23 protein-coding genes are annotated in these 22,004 nt (G+C 45.6%); 15 read left to right on the top strand and 8 right to left on the bottom strand.

The features are described from left to right. On the bottom strand, positions 1 to 834 hold an 834-nt coding region (locus tag BHU62_RS22510), incomplete at its 3' end, for a glycosyltransferase family 39 protein (RefSeq protein ID WP_171971349.1). Positions 835 to 959: 125 nt separating this feature from the next. Beyond that, positions 960 to 1,103: a hypothetical protein gene (locus BHU62_RS25295; protein WP_171971348.1), complete on the bottom strand. Its 144-nt coding sequence runs from the start codon at positions 1,101 to 1,103 to the stop codon at positions 960 to 962. 551 nt (positions 1,104 to 1,654) lie between these two features. Here BHU62_RS25295 and BHU62_RS22505 point away from each other — a divergent pair. Both BHU62_RS22505 and BHU62_RS22500 read left to right on the top strand, forming a co-directional pair. Continuing rightward, a complete protein-coding gene (locus tag BHU62_RS22505) occupies positions 1,655 to 2,929 on the top strand; it encodes an HlyD family secretion protein (RefSeq protein WP_073534650.1) in 1,275 nt (424 codons plus the stop codon). Beyond that, positions 2,922 to 5,021, top strand: a complete 2,100-nt coding sequence (locus tag BHU62_RS22500) for a peptidase domain-containing ABC transporter (RefSeq protein WP_073534649.1) — start codon at positions 2,922 to 2,924, stop codon at positions 5,019 to 5,021. Before BHU62_RS22505 ends, BHU62_RS22500 begins: the two co-directional genes overlap by 8 nt. Before the next feature lie 11 nt (positions 5,022 to 5,032). On the opposite strand, the gene BHU62_RS22495 is transcribed toward BHU62_RS22500, so the two are convergent. The 4 genes from BHU62_RS22495 to BHU62_RS24755 form a co-directional block, all read right to left on the bottom strand. Next, positions 5,033 to 6,043 (bottom strand): glycosyltransferase, encoded by a 1,011-nt coding sequence (locus BHU62_RS22495; protein WP_073534648.1) that lies wholly within the window; start codon positions 6,041 to 6,043, stop codon positions 5,033 to 5,035. Beyond that, a complete protein-coding gene (locus BHU62_RS22490; protein ID WP_073534647.1) occupies positions 6,036 to 7,346 on the bottom strand; it encodes a TcdA/TcdB catalytic glycosyltransferase domain-containing protein in 1,311 nt (436 codons plus the stop codon). Before BHU62_RS22490 ends, BHU62_RS22495 begins: the two co-directional genes overlap by 8 nt. Before the next feature lie 31 nt (positions 7,347 to 7,377). Beyond that, on the bottom strand, positions 7,378 to 7,620 hold the full coding sequence (locus tag BHU62_RS22485) for a hypothetical protein (protein ID WP_073534646.1): 243 nt from the start codon (positions 7,618 to 7,620) through the stop codon (positions 7,378 to 7,380). A 68-nt stretch (positions 7,621 to 7,688) separates the two neighbouring features. Further along, positions 7,689 to 7,940, bottom strand: coding sequence for a hypothetical protein (locus BHU62_RS24755; protein WP_074055193.1), 252 nt, complete (start codon positions 7,938 to 7,940; stop codon positions 7,689 to 7,691). Positions 7,941 to 8,657: 717 nt separating this feature from the next. On the opposite strand from BHU62_RS24755, the gene BHU62_RS25550 reads away from it, so the two are divergent. Next, positions 8,658 to 8,783, top strand: coding sequence for a hypothetical protein (locus BHU62_RS25550; RefSeq protein WP_265341111.1), 126 nt, complete (start codon positions 8,658 to 8,660; stop codon positions 8,781 to 8,783). Between the two features lie 31 nt (positions 8,784 to 8,814). On the opposite strand, the gene BHU62_RS22475 is transcribed toward BHU62_RS25550, so the two are convergent. After that, positions 8,815 to 9,084 carry a FidL-like protein gene (locus BHU62_RS22475; protein ID WP_073534644.1) on the bottom strand — a complete coding sequence of 90 codons (270 nt, stop codon included), beginning with the start codon at positions 9,082 to 9,084 and terminating at the stop codon, positions 8,815 to 8,817. A gap of 223 nt (positions 9,085 to 9,307) precedes the next feature. Then, positions 9,308 to 10,027, bottom strand: a complete 720-nt coding sequence (locus tag BHU62_RS22470) for a winged helix-turn-helix domain-containing protein (RefSeq protein ID WP_073534643.1) — start codon at positions 10,025 to 10,027, stop codon at positions 9,308 to 9,310. 546 nt (positions 10,028 to 10,573) lie between these two features. On the opposite strand from BHU62_RS22470, the gene BHU62_RS22465 reads away from it, so the two are divergent. From BHU62_RS22465 to BHU62_RS22405, 12 genes are all read left to right on the top strand, one after another. Continuing rightward, complete coding sequence (locus tag BHU62_RS22465; protein ID WP_073534642.1) at positions 10,574 to 11,098, top strand: fimbrial protein; 525 nt, start codon at positions 10,574 to 10,576, stop codon at positions 11,096 to 11,098. Between the two features lie 140 nt (positions 11,099 to 11,238). Further along, on the top strand, positions 11,239 to 11,733 hold the full coding sequence (locus BHU62_RS22460; RefSeq protein WP_236720706.1) for a fimbrial protein: 495 nt from the start codon (positions 11,239 to 11,241) through the stop codon (positions 11,731 to 11,733). Between the two features lie 91 nt (positions 11,734 to 11,824). Next, positions 11,825 to 14,353 (top strand): outer membrane usher protein, encoded by a 2,529-nt coding sequence (locus BHU62_RS22455; RefSeq protein ID WP_073534640.1) that lies wholly within the window; start codon positions 11,825 to 11,827, stop codon positions 14,351 to 14,353. Between the two features lie 24 nt (positions 14,354 to 14,377). After that, positions 14,378 to 15,121, top strand: a complete 744-nt coding sequence (locus tag BHU62_RS22450; protein ID WP_073534655.1) for a fimbria/pilus periplasmic chaperone — start codon at positions 14,378 to 14,380, stop codon at positions 15,119 to 15,121. A gap of 32 nt (positions 15,122 to 15,153) precedes the next feature. Then, complete coding sequence (locus tag BHU62_RS22445) at positions 15,154 to 15,810, top strand: fimbrial protein (RefSeq protein ID WP_073534639.1); 657 nt, start codon at positions 15,154 to 15,156, stop codon at positions 15,808 to 15,810. Positions 15,811 to 15,831: 21 nt separating this feature from the next. After that, a complete protein-coding gene (locus tag BHU62_RS22440) occupies positions 15,832 to 16,311 on the top strand; it encodes a fimbrial protein (RefSeq protein WP_236720709.1) in 480 nt (159 codons plus the stop codon). A 14-nt stretch (positions 16,312 to 16,325) separates the two neighbouring features. Then, positions 16,326 to 16,808, top strand: coding sequence for a fimbrial protein (locus BHU62_RS22435; RefSeq protein ID WP_073534638.1), 483 nt, complete (start codon positions 16,326 to 16,328; stop codon positions 16,806 to 16,808). Further along, entirely contained in the window at positions 16,808 to 17,356 is a 549-nt protein-coding gene (locus tag BHU62_RS22430; RefSeq protein ID WP_073534653.1) for a fimbrial protein, read from the top strand. The genes BHU62_RS22435 and BHU62_RS22430 overlap by 1 nt, the downstream gene beginning before the upstream one ends. Positions 17,357 to 18,073: 717 nt before the next feature. Continuing rightward, positions 18,074 to 18,592: a fimbrial protein gene (locus tag BHU62_RS22425; RefSeq protein WP_078062102.1), complete on the top strand. Its 519-nt coding sequence runs from the start codon at positions 18,074 to 18,076 to the stop codon at positions 18,590 to 18,592. A gap of 14 nt (positions 18,593 to 18,606) precedes the next feature. After that, the gene (locus BHU62_RS25110; protein ID WP_073534637.1) at positions 18,607 to 19,620 is read left to right on the top strand and encodes a PapG carbohydrate binding domain-containing protein; all 1,014 of its coding nucleotides are present in this window, start codon (positions 18,607 to 18,609) and stop codon (positions 19,618 to 19,620) included. A 980-nt stretch (positions 19,621 to 20,600) separates the two neighbouring features. Next, positions 20,601 to 21,107: a FidL-like protein gene (locus tag BHU62_RS22410; protein WP_073534635.1), complete on the top strand. Its 507-nt coding sequence runs from the start codon at positions 20,601 to 20,603 to the stop codon at positions 21,105 to 21,107. 218 nt (positions 21,108 to 21,325) lie between these two features. Next, a complete protein-coding gene (locus tag BHU62_RS22405) occupies positions 21,326 to 21,937 on the top strand; it encodes a response regulator transcription factor (RefSeq protein ID WP_073534634.1) in 612 nt (203 codons plus the stop codon). Positions 21,938 to 22,004: the final 67 nt, after the last annotated feature.

Here is a 22,004-nt window from a genome sequence, read left to right as displayed (position 1 = left end):
GTTGCCGCCGTCATCGCCGGTGAAAAATCGCCAAAACATCGCCGGCAGATCGCGCCAGCTGACCTGGGGGATCCAACCGACGTCGCCGCCAACCCGCAGTTCGGCAATATGCGCCAGCAGATTGAACAGCACCAGCAGCCAGGGAATGTAAGCCACCCCGATCGCCGCATTGGCCAGCCACCACGCCGGCTGTTTGATGTAACGTTCGCCTTCGCGGCAACACGACAGCGCCAGCACCACCAGCCAGTGGGCGATCAGCGTGAAAATGGTGAAGTAATGGGTATAAAAGCTCAGCGTCATCAACAGCGCATACAGCGCCAGATAGCGGCGATTATCCGGCGTTTTCAGCCACCTCGCCAACGCCATGGCGGCGGCGATCGCCAGCAGCCCCATCAGCGCGTACATGCGTGCCTCTTGGCTGTAACGCACCGCCATCGGCATGATCGCCATCAGCCATCCCGCCATCAGCGCCGCCCGTTCGTTGGCCAACCAACGGGTAAAGCGCATCGCCAGCACCACCGTCATTACGCCGAACACCAGGCTCAGCGAACGGGCCGCCATAATGCTGTCGCCAAACAGCACCATCCAGCCATGCAGCAGCAGGTAATAAAGCGGCGGGTGGACATCGAAGGAAGCGTGGTACAGCAAGGCACCCAGATCATAGCGGCTGGTCAGCACGCTGGAGGCTTCATCGCACCAAAAATACCGATCCGTTAAGGAAATAAACCGCACGACCGCCGAAAATGCCACGATCGCCAGCGCGTAATGTTTGTAACCGATGCCTTTTAAGCCGTTGTTGCTCAAAGAAACATTCGATATCTGTTGCAGTGACATAACCGCATTCCGCCCAAAAAAACCACACAGTGTGGAGACGCTGCGTCATCATTGCCGACGGCGGGTAAATGGCGGGTAAATCAGTACGAAAAAGTCGGCTAAATTACCGCTGCGCCGTATGACCCTCAGCGGATTTCAATGCTGATATCCGGGTACGCTTTCTCCCCATCGCTGAGATAATGCCCCAGCGACCGGTAAGCCATCACATACAGCACGGCGGCGGCGCACAGGCACAGCACGGTCACGAGCAAGAATCTGGATTTGCGCACGATAGGCTCCATAGGGGGATTTTTCACCTATTGTAGCGCGACAAAATAAACGAAGGTTCAATTGGCGGCGGGTCGAGCGCCTCGCACTCGGCGAGACGGTTTCACATCATTTTTCAGCATGCAGATAAACGCTTCGAAAGCAGACCAATGGCTATCGAGACTGGCGGAGCGGAACTGAAAACCGGCCCCCTCCTTCGTTAAGTTCAAGCTCCAGTCGGGCCATCGGCAGGCCCGCCCACCAGGGGAGGAAAGCCGAGTGTAATCTGATGGCAGTTTCCCCTGTGCTGGGCGAGTCGATAATGCGCATAATAGCGTTGCTTTCAAGCAGGTTGAGCGCGTAAAACAGTTTATGAGCGCCACCTCACCATTCCCCTGCAATCAGCATGCTCTGGCTAAAGTGGAGCGGTAATATACAACGTTATTGAGTAGAGAGATCGACTTATCACGTCCAACAACTTGTCGAACACTGTCTCGCACCAACATGGATATTTAGCGAGTTTTTGACGGCGTAATAGGAAAAAATCAATCCCATATTTTAAGGAAGAAAAACGATGTTCCGCCAGGAAGCGATCGATAATCAGAAATTGAAATGGCGCGGCCGGGCATTGTTATTGCCCGGTATTCCCTTTTGGCTTACGGCAGGACTCTGTTTCTTTTTCCTCATTGCTTTTCTCATCTTCGTTATCGCCGGAACCTATACCAGGCGGGTCAACGTCACCGGCGAGATCAGCACCTACCCACGTGCCGCCAACGTCTATTCCACCGTCCAGGGCGTAGTGGTCAAACAGTTTGTCACCGAAGGGCAGATAGTCACCACCGGCGCCCCTATTTACCAAATCGACGTCAGCAAGAGTACCCGCAGCGGGGTGGTCAGCGATAACTTGCGGCGAGATATCGATGGCCAGCTGGCACGCATCGCACAAATCATTACCCGCCTGGAAAGCAGTAAGCAAACCACACTCGCGATGCTGGAAAAACAGAAAGTGCAGTACACGACCGCGTTCACACGTTCCACCGATATCCTCCAGCGGGCCCAGGAAGGGATACGTATCATGAAAGAGAACATGGAGAACTATCGGCTCTATCAGAATCAAGGGCTTATCAATAAGGATCAGCTTACTAACCAAGTAGCGTTGTACTACCAACAGCAGAACAATCTGTTAGGCCTATCCGGCCAGAACGAACAGAATGCGCTACAGATCACCGCACTGGAAAGTCAGATCCACACCCAAGCCGCCGACTTTGACAACCAAATTTATCAGATGGAGCTGCAACGTTACGAACTCCAAAAGGAGCTTCGCGACATCGATGCCACTGGAGAGATCATCGTCCGAGCCTTGGCCGACGGCCGCATCGACTCACTCAGCGTCACGGTCGGCCAGATGGTCAACGTTGGCGACAGTCTGCTGCAAGTGCTACCTCACAACATCGATCACTATGCCCTGGTGCTTTGGGTGCCTAATGACGCCATCCCTTTCATCACAATTGGAGATAAGGTCAATGTGCGTTATGACGCGTTTCCCGCAGAGAAATTCGGGCAGTTCGCCGGCACGGTCTCGCTCATATCTAAAGCCCCTGCCTCCCCCCAGGAAATGCTGACCTACCAAGGCGCCCCCAAAGCAGCATTAACTAGCGCCATACCGTACTACAAAGTGATAGTCAGACCGAAAAAACAGACCATTGCCTACAACGGTAAAAGCCTGAGTCTGGAAAATGGCATGAAAGCACAGAGCACTTTATTTCTGGAAAAAAGGAGGATTTATCAATGGATGTTATCGCCATTCTACGACATGAAGCACAGTGCAACGGGGCCAGTCAATGAGTAAGCGCTCTTTTAAGGAATTGTTAAACCAGCTGGATATGCGGCTACGCAGCCGTATTCCTTTGGTTCATCAAACCGAGTCCTCTGAGTGCGGTTTGGCTTGCTTGGCAATGATTTGTGGCCACTATGGCAAGAACATTGATCTGATTGCGCTCCGCCGACAATTTAATCTTTCAGCACGTGGCACAACCTTGTCAGGACTCACCAGTATTGCCGACCAACTAGGGCTCTCAACCCGGCCTTTGTCTCTTGATCTCAATGAGATTGGGGCTCTTAAAATGCCGTGCATATTACACTGGGATTTCAATCATTTTGTGGTACTCATTAGTGTGAATCGTCACCGCGCGATACTGCATGACCCTGCACTTGGATATCGCTCCGTCAGTCTGGCGGAACTTTCACAAAGCTTTACAGGTGTAGCGCTTGAAGCTTGGCCAGGTAGCGCGTTTAAAGCAGACACGGTATGTAATCGGCTTAGTTTAAGTACATTAATAGGTAGCGTGCACGGCCTTAAGATTACGCTTGGCAAAATTTTTTGCCTGTCCCTTGTGATAGAAACCATCAACCTGATGATGCCTGTAGGAACACAGTTAGTGATGGACCACGCGATTCCCGCAGGAGATCACGGTTTACTCACTCTTATATGCATTGGCCTCATTCTATTTATTCTATTGCGTACGGCAGTGAGCATGTTCCGCTCATGGTCGTCACTGGTCATGTCGACACTGATTAATGTCCAGTGGCAATCTGGTTTATTGAACCATCTACTCAGGCTGCCACTGAGCTATTTTGAACGACGAAAGCTGGGTGACATTCAGTCCCGATTTGGTTCACTAAACACATTACGTGAAACATTTACGACTAGCATCGTCGGGGCACTCATGGATGGAATCATGGTGCTCGGTGTAACAGTAATGATGGTTCTGTATGGTGGCTGGTTAACTTGGTTTGTACTTGGGTTCACGGCGATCTATGTACTTATTAGGCTACTCACATATGGTACGTATAGGCAATTGTCGGAAGAAGCGTTAGTCAGGGATGCCCGGACAAGGTCATATTTTATGGAAACCTTATACGGGATCGCTACAGTCAAGATGCAAGGAATGAGTGAACGCAGGGCGGCTCACTGGCTAAATTTAGAAGTTGACACTATCAACACCGAGATAAAAGTCACCAAGATGGACCTCTTGTTCGGTGGGCTAAACGCATTTATAGGCGCTTGTGACCAGGTAATAATTTTATGGTTAGGTGCAAGCCTGGTGATTGAAAACCAAATGACTATAGGGATGTTTATTGCTTTTGGCGTATTCAGAGAGCAGTTTGCAGATAGGGTTTCATCGCTAACTAGTTTTCTTTTACAGTTACGTATCATGAGCCTGCATAATGAGCGTATCGCAGATATTGCTATACACTCACAGCAGGCTAGAAAACCTGACATGCCCATAAAGGTTGCCATGCGCCCTGTTTCATTAGAAGCATCTAACTTAAGCTATCGCTATGATAGTCAATCATCACCCGTTTTTACCCGTCTATCTCTCCAGATTCTGCCTGGAGAAAGTGTGGCGATAACGGGGCCTTCTGGAGCAGGGAAAACGACGCTAATGCGGGTACTATGCGGATTATTCGAACCCGATGATGGAAAAGTAATTATTGATGGAACCGACATCCAGCAACTCGGTGTTAATAACTATCATAAGATGATCGGCTGTGTCATGCAGGATGATAAATTATTCTCTGGTTCGATACGAGAGAACATTTGTGGGTTTGACGATAGCGAAAATGAAGAATGGATGATTGAATGCGCTAAGGCAAGTTATATTCACGATATCATTATGAAAATGCCAATGGGTTATGAAACCTTAATCGGCGAGTTAGGTGAAGGACTCTCTGGGGGGCAAAAACAACGTATCTTCATTGCAAGAGCCCTCTACCGAAAGCCTGGTATTCTCTTCATGGATGAGGCCACAAGCTCATTAGATCATGAAAGCGAAAGCTATGTAAACAAAGCGATAAAACAGCTAAAAATAACCAGGGTAATCATCGCCCATAGGGAAACCACTATTGCATCGGCAGACAGAGTGGTATCGCTAGAGTAGTAGATTCATGATCAAGTTATATACTCCAGGTCTAGTCTGAAACTATCTACAACTGCCGATATAACTTGATCATCTATCGTCTCAATGATAAACGCATCCTGAGGGTAGCGGCTAACATCGTCAAGAGCCTTTTTCAAGTCAAGCATATCATTGTGGTAGCGCTGGGTTGACATTAAATAGAGTGAGATAAAGTGCAGGAAGAAACTGTTTTTATCCTTATAGCTGCCAAATAGCGCTTTAGCATGGGAATATGCATCATTAAAATTAGATCTATCTAATAAGTATGTTATCAATCTAGACTTTACGTTAAGCGCATATATTTCTATATCACTACTGTAAGGAAGGGGTAATGTGCCAAACTCATAGAGAATATTTTCAAATTGTTTATCATCCATATCCAAATACCTAAGCATGAAATACTTCCATCTTAGCTCTGTTGGAGTCTCATCTAACTGACGCTTCAAAAGCCGTAGATTTCTATTTTTCTTTTCATCTAATTCACCGTCACGTAGATACCCGGTATGGTTTACTACTATTTCCGGCACATGCTCTATATCATAACCGTCTTCATAAAGATACTCATGAACAAACCCTTTATATTTTAAGGATGCTCTCTTCATAAAAATTCTTGCATTATTCTTTAAAACAGAACCATTCATATTATCTATGGCAGGAGCATATAGCGTCCGCTCTTGCCCACAAAATAACGAATATAACCTATCTCTAAATCCCTTTCGGCTTTCATCTGCTAAATACTCATCAGCATCAATCACAAAACAGTAAGGTCCCGATGCAAGATCTATTGCATAATTGCGTGCTTTGGAAAAGTTATCATCCCATTGATAGCTATTGATTTTTATTTTCTTGTTATTCTTTGGGATGATATTTAAAGTATCATCAACAGAGCCAGTATCAACAATGATAATTTCATCAGTAACATCAATGATAGAATCTATTGTTCTTAGTATCGAATGCTCAGCATTACGCACTATTATTAGCGCACTTATCCACGGCTTATTCATTATTATTTCTCCACGCGGAGCGGATGCCCAAAGGTGTATCTAACGTTTGTTTTTGGAATCCAATACCTAACGCCTCACTTTGCATAAGCCTGGCCAGGTTCTCGATTGACAAAATTCGGTGTAATCCTGTAAGCCCACATATTACCCGATATATTATATTGGATATTAACATTGGACCTGACAGATATAATGTTACGAACTCATTTTTTGAAATCACATCATGTCTGTAATTGAGCAAAAAACTGAACGCTGTATACCTGTCCTTAGAAGAAGATACCTCCGGATCACCTACAAAAATTCCTTTATTACTTTCAATATAGCGAAAATTAAACTCCACTCTTTTAAGTAAATTCTTCAAAAGGCGGGAACCGGGTGCCGATGCAATGATGTTATTGAAAAACACACCATGTATAAACTTCACTGTACTTATTGATATTAAATTATCATAAACAAAAACATCACCAAGCGCCGCAATCTGAGAGCGATTACAGCTATCAAGGTCAGATATCATTGCCTCGAAAATACAACCCACCTCAGCAGCGTCAATACCACCGACTCTTTTTAAATACTTGTTTAACCCCATCACATCTTCATCGATATAGTTAAACACGCACAAGAAAGCATGAGTCTTAGCCAAATAAACGCTTTCATCATGACGTATGCCATGTTTATTCAATAAATTGTTTGTTTTCTGATAAATATTGTCAATATAAGGAAGTGTATCTACATCTATATATATACCTCCATAGTTGTACAAAATCAGAAGCCGAACAAAGTCACTTGCACATGCAAAGTTCCCTCTCAATATCAACTCATAATAGTAAAATTTTTTATATATAACAAACTCATTAACGAACAGCTCTTGAATATCCATCACGTTAATATCATCTGATATATCTTTACCCCCTCCTCTTAACTCACCATAGCCATGGTTTATCTCATTAAGAAACTGACAGGCGGCGTCATTAAACGTCTCTCCTTCTTTTATTTTTGGCCAGATGTAATTAAAAGCCTTATCCCTGACGCTTAATATGTCATTTTCACCCGGAAGACCATCGCAAAATAGCTTTAAAGCCTGTTGAAAAGCGTTAATATCCGAGGAGGATGGATCACTCCATAAGAATAAAGACTTATCCTTGTTAAAGTCACCCCACACTTTTAGATATGACATATCTGAGTAGTACAGATCACCAATCCAGACAAAGTGAATTTTGTCTGGAACCTTAGTTTTTTTAAATCCTTTAGCTTTTATAACGTTTATAGCTTCTTTAAAGCCCTCGCACTCATAATCAGGCTTCATCATCGAATGGTATTCTATGGTCCCGCCCTCTACGTTATCTTAGCAATGCTTCAATAATAGATGTGAATGATATATCCTTTGTATATTCCTCAAGGGATTTACTATTCTCCCCTAACTTTTCTTTAAACTTCCCTATAGCCTCCTTTTTCGATTCAGCCTCAACCTCGATTTTCTGAAAACCTTTCCCCATGAGTTTCTCTATTTCACTTTCACTCTTTTTACTATCATCACAGAGCAGGAATTTTTCACTATTGTAGATAAAATTATATTTTTTCATGGTTTTCCTTAAAATGTAGGATATTTCACAAGGAGAATATATCCCCTTGTGAAAATTTTTTCTATAAATTAACGAGGGCGTCGGCCTCCGGTGCAACCGCCATCACCACCCTTCATACCTCCCGGACGACCAAAGTGGTTAGCTTGGCTACCACTGCCCCGATTGGATTGATTATAGCTATTATGTTGGCGATCATTCCCTGAGTTGCCACCGTTGCCACTAGAGCCACCGCGGCCACCACCGTTATCTGAACGATCACCACCGTTGTTTCCACGGCCACCAGAAATATTATCTAATAATGATGAATCAATAACCTTCATAAACAACTCCTTTTGATAATGACGCTCTATGTAAATTTATGTAAACTTGTGTAAAGCCGGGTGATTATTGACCTATCCTTAGGCGATTTTCAATACTTTTGTTTAATATTTTTAATGTTTTTGATCTAGATCCAAGTTAGAGCGTGCAATGCTCGGCTGTCGGGAAATCTCTGCGGCACCCGTTGCCAGTTGGTGAAGCGCTGGATGTTGTTGCAGCACTCGCTCTCGATTAAGCGCCTGTATCTCGCACCGTTAGGCTTTACCAGCGGATACAGGCCGCCGCCACCCGTGAGTTTGTATTCTTTTTCTGTGGGTTGCACAGTATCAATCTGTCGTTCATTTAGTGGCATAAAGCCATTGGACGAGATATGCCCCTCAAAGGCCTCAGACACCACTTGATTTGGGTATCACTGAATTGACCTCGATAGAGCTCATGACAAAAAAATTCAGTAATTTCAGGGGGTATAAGGGATAAAAGGCGAATTCAGTTGGGGAGTGGGCGTAACTTATTGAGACGTAATGGCACGCCTTTAAGAACGGCGCGTTTGAGTTCCTGACCAAACCGAAAGATACGGATTTGATGTGCGAGGTAGTTGGCGGTGCGCTGGTGTGCCGCTAATCATCAAAGGCATGGGCAACGCCGGTCCCCGTACGCTAGCGACCAGCCGGGTTAAAGCCTTTACCGCACTCAGCACGTGTAATACGGCGGAAAACGTCATGAAAAGCACACAGGCCAATGCCGGTGCCAGCCATTTGAGTGACATTCCAGGATTATTATTGCTGGCCGGCGGCATGCTGGTGAATCCGAATAGTTTAACACTCCATTCACTAACGCCAGCGTAAGACACATGCCTTACGCCTAGAAATAAAAAAACTACCCACTCTGCTTTGTGCAGATAAAAATAGGAATGGACAATGAGTCAATTAGAATTGTGTTTTGGTTTATTTTTTTCATCTCAATATGAACATCAACCCCTGGTTTTTCCGGGGTAATTCCATTATACCAAAAGCTTTCTGGTGTCGTATCCGCCACGCTAATCTCTTCTTTAACAACAGTTGCCACTTTAATTCCCTTTTGAATGCTCGGTGAAAGAGAAAAGAAAACAACCCTACGTAAATTATAATGCTCGCCATCCACTTCCACACTGCCAATGATTGAAAAAAACCATGCTCCTGGTCTGTCAAGATCAAAGTAGCCATGGTATTACTATTGATAACCTTCTCCAGGGAGTTGCCAAAAAACGCTTTTTGCTTAAATTGCGCAACACATCTAAAAGGTTCATTTTCACCTTTAAACTCAAAATACAACCCCAGTGAAAAAACAAGAGCCGTAAAAAAGAGAGATGATATAATTAAAATATTTTTTTTCACTTTATGACCACCTGGTTATATTTATAGTTTGTACATGAACTGTATTCATCACTGCCTACAGGGTTACAAACCGCTATAAAAACCCGGTTTATCACATTACTATCCGGATGTTGCTCAACATAAAATAAGTCATGCTTATCACGCTGGCAATTTATATCTATATCAGAAATTTGTTTTTTTGCACGAATCACCATTTCCTCCGTACCTTTATCTGCCCCAAGGGTGAATACTTTACAAAGCCCCTCTTGATAGAGGAGGTTTTTCTGAGCCTGATTATTAGCTTTAGTAGTAAAAAGAAAAAACAAAACCAGGAGAGCCAACACTAAAGGCAATGCGAACATCACAGCCTTAAATTCCAGCGCCCGCCTTCCACGACGAGGAGGAATAGAATCTATTTGTTCTTGCTGTGTCACCACAGGCTTTTCAGGGGCTATCTGGAGGTCTTTTAACCCAGGGCTTAATGGGGCTGGTTCTTTTCTATTATCTTCATATATTCTTTCAACAATTCCGTTCTCAGATGACTCTTTCCTCTCTGTTTTCACAACAGATTGAATATCGGCACTCATCCTGAACCCTAGCTTTGGTATGGTTTTTATCACTTCTCTATTCATTTCCAAAGCGATAAAGGCTTTCCTTAACTCACTGATATAGTTATTCAACCCAGCATTTGATGCGACAAATCCATAATTTACCCAAACGCTCTGTAAAAAGCTCATCCCTGGAAGTGTCCATCTCATTATTTTTAATAAGCTCTAAGAGCAAGCGAGTTGCAGGCTTAGTGAGTTCAATGTAAATACGGTCGTCATTATAAAGCGATAACCTTCTGTTATCCACATCAAAAGCGATAGTTAGATTTATTATAAACTTCATTTTAGAGCTCACCCGGCAACTGTTAACAAAAAGAAAGTGAGAATTTTCCATCACAAGTTAGAATAAATTTACAAGAAAAATCTCACACCGGTCAAGTTTATCTTTATCAGTATGTACCTTATCTTTTTCTTAGCACTAAAAAAACTAAATTACAGATCATAAAAAAACCAAATTGATATTAAAAACTAATTTAATCAAATAAATTAGATTTTAATTCTGTTTATTTGGTAATTTAAAGTTTATTTTGCTGGTTAATTTTTTTAGGTTTACTATTCACTCCGTTGCCAGGGAGTACGGCGAGCCATAAAAACCAGCTCTCTTTAATTTGGGTATCAGGCAGTGCCGGTACTGGGTGACATATTTAATCAACTCGATATATAGGACTATATAAAATGCAACTTAATAAAATCATGCTGGCTGCGCTGATGACTCTGGGCACTATCTCTATGGCCAACGCGGCTAACCAAGGTAGTGGTACTGTCACTTTTAAAGGCTCTATCATCGATGCACCATGCTCTATCGATCCAGGCAGCTTGGATCAAACAGTGAAATTGGGTGACATTGCGACAGCAAAACTTAAAAATGGCGGGAAATCTACACCACAAGATATCCTGATTAAATTGGTTGGCTGCGAAATTGCAACGGCTAAAACTGTGACTACGACCTTTAAAGGTACCGAATCTACTGCTCAACCTGGTCTGTTGGCAATGAAGGGTTCCGCACGTGGCGCCAGCATTTCTATTAATGATGTTGATGGTAAAACATTGGAATTAGGTAAAAAAAGTAAGCCACAGGCAATCGAAGATGGTGAGGCAACCCTGCGTTTCTCTGCTCACCTGCAAGGTGATGGTGCTTCCTCTGCCGTGACCCCAGGTGAATTTAACTCAGTAGCCGACTTCACCCTGGCATATCAATAAGTTAATCCGGCGTGACATAAATAGCCGCATGCGGGGCAACCCGCATGTATTTTATCTCTGTATTGACAACAATGAACGGATGAATAGGCATCTTGCGAATGACAAGAACTCTGACTTTATTACACACATTGTGCACCTGTATGATGCTGACATCTACATTATTATTTGCAGCCAATCAAGGGAGTGGTGAAGTTAGCGTTCAAGGGCGAATCATTGCCTCAGCTTGTGCCATCGATACAGATAGTCGGGATCAAACCATCAATATGGGAAATATTCCCATCGGTCGTATTATTCGAGATGGCCAGGGAGAGGCCTACCCTTTTAGCATTAAACTAGTTAACTGTGCATTGGAAAAAACGCCGGCAACGAAGGGCAACTGGCGCTATTTTGAAATTACCTTTGACGGCGAGAATGATTCTGGACTTTTTGGTTTGCATGGTGAGGCAAAAGGCATCGCATTAAAAATCATTGACGCTCAAGGGCAGATCGCTACACCCGGAGTCCCTCTATTAAAAAGCGAAATTGAGCCCAATGAAATGACACTGAGCTATAGCATACGATTAGTTGGGAATAATCAGATTGTAGATGCAGGGGAACATTATTCCACCGTGCGTTACAAAATGGATTATTACTGACTATTTTATTGAGAGAGTCTGGCCGCAGGTTAGGTTCAATAACAGCCTTTAGTAATGGCTTTGCTTATTTATAATTGATAAAGGTCTGCGGATGTTATCTTTTTCATCGGATTATCATGCCTGGAGTGCGCAGCCGCGCATTTTAAGCATCATTATTTGCCTGACGCTAATTTGTAACACATCACCCTCCTTGGCGAGAGACATAGAGTTTAATACCGATGTACTAGACGTTAACGACCGAGCCAATATCGACCTGGAACAATTTTCACGCAAAAATTTCATTATGCCCGGAAACTATCTTTTTACCGTGCATATCAATAAACAGATGTTGCAGGATCAACAGATATTTTTCTATGCACCCGATGATGATGCTAAAGGCAGTGAAGCTTGTCTCTCCCCAGAATTGGTCGAACAGTTTGGGTTGAAAGAGACTGCATTAAAAAAACTAAACTGGTGGCATCAAGATCAATGCTTAGATCCGCGAAGCCTGGAGGGCATGGAAGTGCGTGGCGATTTAAGTGCCGCCGCACTGTATCTGAATATTCCGCAGGCTTATCTGGAATATACCGCGGAGAATTGGGATCCACCTGCACGCTGGGATAACGGCATTCCGGGGATTCTGTTCGATTATAACCTCAATGCGCAGAGCCAACGCCAGCAGAAACAAGGCACGCAGGCCTACAACCTGAGCGGTAACGGCACTGTCGGAGCCAACGTGGGGGCCTGGCGGCTGCGGGCAGATTGGCAATCGCGATTTGAACACCAGGGCGGTAACAGAGCGGCAAATCGTAGCAGCTGGGACTGGAGCCGGTATTACGCCTACCGGGCTATTCCGCGTATCGGAGCCAAACTTACCGTCGGTGAAAATTTTTTGTATTCCGACATTTTCAGCAGCTTCCGCTTTACCGGTGCCAGTCTGGTGACAGATGACAATATGTTGCCGCCAAACCTGCGGGGCTACGCGCCAGAGGTGACGGGCATCGCCCGTACCAACGCCAAAGTGGTGATCCGCCAGCAAGGGCGAGTGCTGTATGAAACTCAGGTAGCCGCGGGCCCCTTCCGTATCCAGGACATTAATAATGCGGTAAATGGCCAGTTAGACGTAAGGGTAGAAGAACAGGACGGCAGCGTACAGGAGTTCAGCATGGACACGGCCAGCATTCCCTATCTGACTCGCCCTGGTTCCGTGCGCTACAAAATGAGTGCCGGCCGCCCTTCCGATTACCGGCACCAGAGCAATGGGCCGATATTCGGCACCGGTGAATTTTCCTGGGGGGTGAGCAACGGTTGGTCACTGTATGGCGGAACCGTGGCCGGTGGTGATTACAACGCGCTGGCAGTCGGTGTTGGCCGGGACCTGATGATGTTTGGTGCCTTATCTTTTGACACCACTCAGTCACGAGCAAAATTGAAAAATCAAGGAACGTTAGGAGGCGGTTCCTACCGCTTGAGTTACTCCAAACGCTTTGACGACTACGACAGTCAGGTGACTTTCGCCGGTTATCGTTTCTCGCAGCGTAACTTTATGTCGATGGGTGAATACCTTGATGCACAGGCATTTGGCTCACGGGCTAACAGCAGCAAGGAAATGTACACCCTCAGCTTTAATCAGCAGGTCCGCGATCTGGGGTTAAGTATTTTCCTTGACTACGACCACCAGACCTATTGGAACCGTCCGGCGAACGATCGCTACAAACTGACTTTAGCACGCTATTTCGATATCGGACGATTCAGAAACCTGAGCCTGTCGCTGTCTGCGTACCGCAACAAGTATAACGGTGCAAACGACGATGGCATGTATTTGTCACTGTCCATGCCCTGGGGTAACAACGGTAGCCTGAGTTACAACGGCAGCATGAGCCGCAGCGACAATAGCCACCAGATTGGTTATTACGACCGATTAAATGAGCGCGACAGTTATCAGCTGAGCAGCGGTATATCACGTAACGGGGCGATGGCGAGTGGTTACTACAGTCACGAGGGTGACGTTAACCAGATGAGTGCCAGCGCCAGTTACCAGGCGGGCCAATACAGCTCGTTGGGGTTATCTATGCAAGGCGGCGCAACGGCGACCTTGCAAGGTGCGGCATTGCACCGCAGCAGTACGGCTGGCGGTACACGGATGATGCTGGATACCGACGGTGTGCCGGGGATCCCGATCCGCGGTTATACGGCTCCGATAATGAGCAACCGGTTTGGTAAAGCGGTGATGGTGGACGTGAGTAACTACTACCGCAATCAGTTCAACATTGACTTGAACGCGCTGCCTGATACCGCCGAAGTGAGCGGTTCGGTGACACAAGCCACGTTGACCGAAGGGGCGATCGGCTACCGGCATTTTGAAGTGATTTCCGGAGAGAAAGCGATGGCCATCGTCCGGTTGGCGGACGGTACCTCACCGCCATTTGGCGCCACCGTACTGAATCGTAAAAAACAGGAAGTGGGCATTATTAACGATGACGGCAATGTTTACCTCAGCGGTATTAATGCCGGTGAAACCATGACCGTGAACTGGGGCGGTATTGCACAGTGCGGCTTTACGCTACCCCATCGTTTACAGGCCAGCCAGTTGGCAAACCTGCTGTTGCCGTGCGGCCCATTAGCTAAAACAGATCCTTAATTTATTTTTCAAAGAGTAAACATGATGAAACTGAACGCAGTAATTACTTTAACGACCGGTTTGTTGCTGGCACAGCAGGCCAATGCGGCAATTTCTCTCGATCGCACCCGGGTAATTTTCAACGGTGAAGATAAATCCGTCAGTCTGAGCATCAGCAATGAAAACAAACAGCTGCCTTATTTGGCACAGGGTTGGATAGAAGATGCCCAGGGCAACAAAATCAGCAGTCCATTGACAGTGCTCCCACCGGTGCAACGCCTGGAACCGGGCGCGAAAAGCCAGGTGAAAGTGCAAGGGCTACCGGGGGTTAACCTGATGGCTCAGGATCGCGAAACTCTATTTTATTTCAACCTGCGTGAAATTCCGCCGAAAAGCGACAAACCCAATACGTTGCAACTGGCGCTGCAAACCCGCATCAAGCTGTTTTACCGACCGAAGGCCATTGCCGTCACCAACGCCCAAAACACGGCCCCCTGGCAGGAACAGCTGACCCTGACCAAACAGGGTGATAAATACCAGGTGAATAACCCGACCCCCTACTACATCACCCTGGTGGATGCCGCCAGTAAAAAAGGTGGGGCCAGTGCCAACGGCTTCAACCCACTGATGGTGGCTCCGAAAAGCAGTGAAACTCTGGGTGTGGCAGCAAGCAGCTTAGGCAATACGCCAGTGCTGACCTACGTTAACGATTTTGGTGGCCGTCCGGAGCTGGTCTTCCAGTGCAGCGGTACAACGTGTAGGGCGATACCTGGCAAAAACGGTAACTAAGCGCAGGTTAACGGATGAAAAGGAACGTCAGCATGCAACGGATGTTTCGCTATATCAATAATCATCGCCATTACTGGCATGACTGGTGCTACATGCTGGTTATCAGCGGCCTGGTAATGATGATCCCACTGGCGGTATGCATCATGGTGCTGTTGCTCCCTGCTGCGATGGCAGCGGATAACTGGCAGGTAGAAGGCGCTAACGGCCAATTGCATGTTCGTGGCGTGCTTAGTGAAAGCGCTTGCCGGTTGGACATGGCATCCGCTTACCAGGCGGTGAATCTGGGGCAAACCGGCACCGCACAGCTGGCTAGCGTGGGGGCACGCGGCGCACCGGTCAGCGTGCATTTGCAACTAAAAGATTGCCTGCGCAGTGCGGCGAATAATCGGGATATGCGCAGCGGAAATCTGTTATGGGATGCTCATCAACCCGCACTCTCAGTCAGCTTTATGGCCCAGGCAGATGCCGACAATCCGCACCTGGTTCAGGTGGCAGGCGCCTCCGGCCTGGCACTGCGTATTACTGACGCGCAAGGGAGAGACGTGCGCCTGGGCGAGCGCGGCAGACCGCTGGCTCTGGCAATGGGACAAAACACCCTGAGTTACACCGTGACCCCGGAGCGCACTCGTGCCCCTTTGCGTGCCGGGGCATTTTCCGCCTATGTGGATTTCAGGCTCAGTTACGACTAAGGAAGGCACCACATGCGTGGCATGAACTGGCGATATTTACTGTGGATGTTGTGCCTGCTGTCTATCAGCACGCCGCTGCTGGCAGTGACGACCCTGACGGTAAAAGTCACCGTTGTGGCCCCTCCGGCCTGCGTGATTAACGGTAATCAGTTAATTGAAGTGAACTTCGGCGACGACGTTATGACGACCAGGGTGGATGGTAGCTACAAAAAAATGCCGGTGACGTACAGCGTGGAATGTAAAGACATGCCGAACAACGCGATGAAAATGCAGATTTCCGGTAACAGCGCCAGCTTTGACCGCGATGTGCTGCAAACCAACCGTGCCGATTTGGGCGTGGCATTGATCAGCAACGGTAAGCGAGTGCCGATGAACAGCTGGTTGAATTTTACCTACCCGAGCAAGCCGACGCTGGAGGCAGTACTGGTCAAACAGGCAGGGGCGACACTGCGCGGTGACGCATTTTCCGCCGGGGCGACCATGAGGGTGGAGTATCAGTGAAAAGGGGCAAGACAATGCGACAGGCGGCATTTTTCGGCCTGCTGATCAGCGGGTTACTGGCGGGCAAGGTGCAGTCAGCTGACAACATGAAGTTCTATGGCACGCTGATTGAACCACCACCTTGCACCATTAACGACGGTGGCGAAGTCGACGTTGATTTTGGCAACCGGGTCGGGGTAACAAAAGTGGATGGCAACAACTATTTGCAGCCGGTGAATTATCAAATCACCTGCAAGTCAGGGGCCAGCTCTTGGAAAATGACACTGACGGTGATCGGCACGCCGACGACTTACGATGCGGCAGCACTGAAAACGAATGTGACCGACCTGGGGATACGCTTACTGCGTGATGGTAAGGCCTTTGAGCTGAACAAACCCGTGGATATCACCCTCAATAGTCCGCCTCGGCTGGAGGCGGTGCCAGTAAAACGCCCAGGTTCAGCCTTAAGCGAAGGGACGTTTGAGGCCACGGCCACTTTATTGGCGGTGTATCAATGATGCGTCCAATCCCTTTGCGGGCAGGGAAAGCCTATATCACTCGCGGGTTGTACGCTGTGCTGCTGCTGAGCCAGTCATTATATGCCGCAGACAATATGCGTTTGCACGGCGCACTGGTAGCTGAACCCTGTGTAATCCCTCCGGGGGATGAAACCCTGGTGTTGGACTTTGATACGGTGCTCGACAAATACCTGTACCTGAATACCCGAACGCCTGGACAGGCGTTTGCACTGAACCTGACGCAATGCGATCTAAGCCTGGGCCGAACGGTAAAGGTCACTTTCAATGGCACCGAAAGCATCGCGCTGCCGGGGATGTTGGCATTGGACGGCGGTAGCCAGGCTAACGGCATCGCTATTGGGATGGAAACCCCTGAAGGGCAACCGTTGCCGGTAAATAAAGCCGGGAAGGCGCAGGCTCTGGTGAGTGGTACCAATATCCTGACGATACATGCCTATGTGCAGGGCGAGCCCGATGCTTTGGCCCGCAAGATGATTACACGTGGGCCTTTCAGCGCCACCGCCACCTTTAGTCTGGAATACGAGTAAGGCCTCACCTATGTATGAATGGTGATGCTGGCAGTGCAGTCGTCGCCTAATGTCGATGTGTGGCACCGCCGCTATCACTGGTTACAACAAATCGAACGGCTGTTCCGGCGCGTTTCGTGCGGTAGCTATGGTTTAAACCCTATGAGGATCGCCATTATGGCAACAACATTGAATCAATCCTTTTACGGTGAAAAATGGGGCTCTGTCATATTAGCGTAGGTCCGTCAGCAAATGCTGAGCTGCCGTTTTCTTTAGAAAGAGGGTTAAGGCAATGGCTCAATACGGCAGCATTTCTCTGCTGATGGCCCTCGGTGGCCCGGCGACGGTGGCGAGGTGGATGTCGATTTTGGCAACCGTTTCGGGGTCACTAAGGTCGAATGCGAGCCGTTCAGCACGCAGGAGACGTTTAGCCTGGAATATTAATAACCATACGGTGGCATAGCAAGCCGCCCAATGCCAACATCTGGCATTTTCATTAAATGTAACAAAGGGAACTAGTTTATCTGTCGATATTGTCGATTAGCACCGATGCTGGTTTTTTGGCGTTCTGAGATCCGTCTGGAAGCAGTAGAGCGCGAAAATTATGTCTTCATCTAGAGGTCAGCTTTACGAGGTCATTACCGTGAGTAAATAGCAGGCGACCAATCAGATAAATGACACTTGGCATATTACAAATTGTGATCTTTAGTTAAATTATGAATGTGAACTTGTGAAGTAATGGACTATGGAATCAATGAGAATGAGCAAATGACAATTTCATTTTTATGGCGCTGGCTGGTGATATGGTGGGTAATATTTCCATTTACAACATTGGCTTATGATATACCTATAAATATCTCAGGACAGATTACCATTCCAGCATGCGTAGTAAATAATGGTGAGGTTATTGATGTTAATTTTGGCAACGATTTACTAACCACACGTGTTAAGGATGGTTTTTACTCTAAGAGTGTAAAATATAGCTTTAAATGCTTTGGGAGCCCAAGTAATAACTTAAGAATGAAGATAACAGGAGAGCCATCCAGTTTCGACACAAGACTGCTGAAAACAAGCAATGCTAATTTAGGCATCTTATTAAGCAAGGAATTATCTCCATTCCCCCTAAACCAATGGGTGTATTTTCCATACCAAAATGATGCTCCATTGCTTCAAGCCGCACTTGTTTCATTGAGTGGAGAAACGTTGTCTCCTGGTGCATTCAATGGAACAGCAACACTGATGATTGATTATCAATAACAAAGGTTTTTATTATGAAGTCTTATTCAATTGCTGCTTTTATTTTATTTTCAAATCATTGTTTCGCCAATGATTACAGAAGTTTTCTATTCATACCAAACACCCAAGCAAAAATAACAATCCCTGATATTAATGTTAATGACTCATTCGTGGAGGTTACTGGCAGGATTACGGGGGGGTTAAGTGGAGCCAACCCCGCCAGTGTTATTCGCAGCCAATGTGCAGGGATAGATGATAATCGTATCGGCATACAAGAGAAAACGGCATGGTTAATAGTACCTAAGAACGTTACTTATAATGGTGTAAATGTTAAAATGAGCATTTTGGAGACCAATGGATGGAGAAGCCCCAATCAATATATAGATGATTTTTTTTCAGCAAAAGTTTATCAAACAAGAATCACTGGCGAGGAGTTGTTTCGCTGCTGGAGTGTAGGCACATCACTTTCACCTATATTAATTTGGCAAAATGCAAGCATTAAAATACAGTTACCCAAGCAAAGTCTTCAACCAGGCAGATACTCCATCCCTGTTGATTATTACTATGCATTTGAGGAAAATAAATTTACAGAGTACGCAGCAAACGCGGAGGACATACCTAATAAAATTCTCGGCACCTCGGCTGCCAAGGGCCGATTTTATATAAATATAAATGCAATATCAGTTTGCAATGTTGTTAATAGTCAAAATAAATCGATTAACTTATCACATGGTACGATGACGACCTTAGAAGCTGACGGTAATAAGACTCAACCTTATAATGTTAAATTTAAATGCAACCCTAACACTTCAGTTAGTATTAAGTTGTCAGGCGGATTTCCAGTGCCCGGTAAAACAAAAAACTTTACGAAGTGTGGCCCGGGAACTTGTGAGCTAAATTTTAATGGAAGTAAGTATGATGAGAAAATTAGCGCAGACAAAAATGGAGACTTGGACATTTCTATCACATCAACGTTTCACCTTGACAATAGCAATATAACAGGAGGTGAATTTATAGGAAGTGCTGTTTTAACTTATTTGATAGATTAATATCGTATAGACTTTTAAACCCAATGAAAATAAAAAAACCATTTGGGGCATTATTGCCTTTCTTATTACTCCCCTTGCGTTCGCGCAAATGACGACCTCAGTGATTTCAGTACCATCAACTCCGGGTTACTCATTCACGGCTACCGTCGTTGGTGCTCCAGCGGCGCACGACAGGAACCCATGTTATCAACGGGTGCAGTGCGACCTGAAATTCTTTACGATATCCGAGTCCTGGCTACCAGGCGGAATTGCGCCGTATACTACTGCAGACTCAGATAGTTGGACGTCAAAATTTCCTATTTACTATTATGCCAACCTTGGAAGTTGGTGGAACGACGTGACAAATAAATCCCGTACAGGGAGTGACTTTCTTCCAACTTTTTATGGCACGGACGCCTGCGTAGTTGTGGCCGCCGCATACGCTGGTTCTTCGATAATCGATGATAGCATTGTGTCTAACTGCGCGCGCGGGATCGTGCAAGCAAGGGATTGCCGAATTACTGAACCCATGCTCACACTTGATTTTGGCACTGTCACCACTGGATCTAGAGAACGAATAGCAAACACTTCTATGTCGGTGAATTGCGACGGTAACCAGCCTTACGATGTCATTATCCAAACGAATACGGACGAACTGATCCCCCTCGGTGGCTCGGGATCTCTGAAAGCACAATTGGACTGGGGGCAAGGCTACGGAAAATCAGGCAAGTACCGGATAACAGGCAGTCAACGCATCACCGTTAGTGGCAAACTCCTGGGGATTGGTACTGCAGTCCCCGGCAGTTGGGCGGGAAGTGCCATAGTCAATATCAGTTACCCATAGCGACTCAACTCAGTCGCTCAATTTTGACCACCTGCCAGATAACTCTATGGCCTGATATGAATGCTAATTTTATCTCACCACTATTTTAACAATGATTACCATGATAAAAATCGGAGCCACTTACCTTATTAATTCATACGTACTCTAGGAGGAGTGGGTGAAAGAAAATGATTACATTAAAATTATTTTTATTTTATCTATTATCATTACCTTCTCTCTCATTATAGTTATTAAAGAATTAAAGAGTAATACGATCGGGCCTTTTAGCTGTGTAACTCAACTTGAGAAAAAATCCCCCTCGCCCAATAAGGAAGGAAATTTAATATATACTCACGCTGCAGTCACGTTGTTCATAACCGACTGGAAAAAGGGGTTTTTCTCTATGAACGGGACGGTCAATTTCAATAGTAAAACATATAGTCTAAATCGAAGGGTTGAATTTTCAATTGCATCAAAAATCATCCACGGCATGAAGATGATCACTATATCTGACGTCATCCCTCATCCTAGTGATAATACTCCTGAAGAGCTGTGGAATGTGAGCATTAGCCCCGAAGCTAAAGGGGCTGATTTTTACATTGGAATTAAAAGAATAAATAAAAATACACTATTAATCAATTCACTATCCATGCCTTACTTGATTTGTGTTATTCCGAATGGGTAGCATTACCCTGAATAAATCAATCGACACTCATTTATCAATGCATAGAATCATTACCGAATTAGCTAACATCCTCATTGGGGTTATAACACACTACAACCACAAGGTAATAAATAAATTAACCCAGCACTGCTGATTTCGTTACGTCACGAATAGCATTTTTACCTGAATTGATCTTATAAAAAACCGCACCGTTTAAAAATAGATCCATGGAAATTAAAATGTCCGTCACCATCTTGCTCATAGATAAGAATCGTTATTTTTCAGAGGGTCTGCGCTTAGGCGTAAGCCAGTACTTTAACCGTAAAAAAATCAATGTAACCTTTACAGGAACCATAGCGCATAAAAACACTTCGGACATTATATTTATAGAAAAAGCACTGGGAGTTAAATTAGGTTACTTGCAGAGCTGCTCAAGCATGGTAAAACAATCTATCTTTTTAATTGAAGAGTATAATTATAATAAAACCCATTACAATAAAATTGTAAAAAAAGGAGTTGAATTCATAAATCGAAAACAAAGCATTGAAAATGTAGTTGACGCACTTGAATCATCGTTATCCAGAAAAGAATCCATCTACTCGACAAACAACACCAACATAAAAAAAGGAAGTCACAGAACATTATTAACCCCCCGTGAATATGAAATAATGAGATATTTGAGATTAGGAATGAATAACCAAGCCATTGGGTTACATCTTAATGTGAGCGAAAAAACGGTAAGTGCTCATAAGAGAGCGGCCATGCGTAAGTTAAACATCACCCAAAATACCGAACTCAATTACTGGTTACTGGGGGGAGGACTCAGCAGGACTAATATTTATCACTTCTGATTATCACACGAGGCAGTAATACCACCCCATTCATAGTCAACACAAAGTAAAGAGTAAAACATAGCTA

It is taken from the genome of Serratia marcescens, from assembly GCF_001902635.1.
GTDB lineage: Bacteria > Pseudomonadota > Gammaproteobacteria > Enterobacterales > Enterobacteriaceae > Serratia > Serratia marcescens_F.
Note: the sequence above shows the minus strand (reverse complement) of the source record. Positions and strands in the feature narration are given on the sequence as shown.

What these genes read in the sequence shown, in the direction of transcription:
- BHU62_RS22430 (WP_073534653.1), top strand. Translation starts at nt 16,808, where the DNA reads ATGCGTCCAATCCCTTTGCGGGCAGGGAAAGCCTATATCACTCGCGGG.
- BHU62_RS22405 (WP_073534634.1), top strand. Translation starts at nt 21,326, where the DNA reads ATGTCCGTCACCATCTTGCTCATAGATAAGAATCGTTATTTTTCAGAG.
- BHU62_RS22455 (WP_073534640.1), top strand. Translation starts at nt 11,825, where the DNA reads ATGTTATCTTTTTCATCGGATTATCATGCCTGGAGTGCGCAGCCGCGC.
- BHU62_RS25110 (WP_073534637.1), top strand. Translation starts at nt 18,607, where the DNA reads ATGAAGTCTTATTCAATTGCTGCTTTTATTTTATTTTCAAATCATTGT.
- BHU62_RS22440 (WP_236720709.1), top strand. Translation starts at nt 15,832, where the DNA reads ATGAACTGGCGATATTTACTGTGGATGTTGTGCCTGCTGTCTATCAGC.
- BHU62_RS24755 (WP_074055193.1), bottom strand. Translation starts at nt 7,940, where the DNA reads ATGAAGGTTATTGATTCATCATTATTAGATAATATTTCTGGTGGCCGT.
- BHU62_RS22435 (WP_073534638.1), top strand. Translation starts at nt 16,326, where the DNA reads ATGCGACAGGCGGCATTTTTCGGCCTGCTGATCAGCGGGTTACTGGCG.
- BHU62_RS22465 (WP_073534642.1), top strand. Translation starts at nt 10,574, where the DNA reads ATGCAACTTAATAAAATCATGCTGGCTGCGCTGATGACTCTGGGCACT.
- BHU62_RS22470 (WP_073534643.1), bottom strand. Translation starts at nt 10,027, where the DNA reads ATGAGCTTTTTACAGAGCGTTTGGGTAAATTATGGATTTGTCGCATCA.
- BHU62_RS22490 (WP_073534647.1), bottom strand. Translation starts at nt 7,346, where the DNA reads ATGATGAAGCCTGATTATGAGTGCGAGGGCTTTAAAGAAGCTATAAAC.
- BHU62_RS22425 (WP_078062102.1), top strand. Translation starts at nt 18,074, where the DNA reads ATGGACTATGGAATCAATGAGAATGAGCAAATGACAATTTCATTTTTA.
- BHU62_RS22485 (WP_073534646.1), bottom strand. Translation starts at nt 7,620, where the DNA reads ATGAAAAAATATAATTTTATCTACAATAGTGAAAAATTCCTGCTCTGT.
- BHU62_RS22450 (WP_073534655.1), top strand. Translation starts at nt 14,378, where the DNA reads ATGAAACTGAACGCAGTAATTACTTTAACGACCGGTTTGTTGCTGGCA.
- BHU62_RS22445 (WP_073534639.1), top strand. Translation starts at nt 15,154, where the DNA reads ATGCAACGGATGTTTCGCTATATCAATAATCATCGCCATTACTGGCAT.
- BHU62_RS25550 (WP_265341111.1), top strand. Translation starts at nt 8,658, where the DNA reads ATGAAAAGCACACAGGCCAATGCCGGTGCCAGCCATTTGAGTGACATT.
- BHU62_RS22505 (WP_073534650.1), top strand. Translation starts at nt 1,655, where the DNA reads ATGTTCCGCCAGGAAGCGATCGATAATCAGAAATTGAAATGGCGCGGC.
- BHU62_RS22495 (WP_073534648.1), bottom strand. Translation starts at nt 6,043, where the DNA reads ATGAATAAGCCGTGGATAAGTGCGCTAATAATAGTGCGTAATGCTGAG.
- BHU62_RS22460 (WP_236720706.1), top strand. Translation starts at nt 11,239, where the DNA reads ATGATGCTGACATCTACATTATTATTTGCAGCCAATCAAGGGAGTGGT.
- BHU62_RS22500 (WP_073534649.1), top strand. Translation starts at nt 2,922, where the DNA reads ATGAGTAAGCGCTCTTTTAAGGAATTGTTAAACCAGCTGGATATGCGG.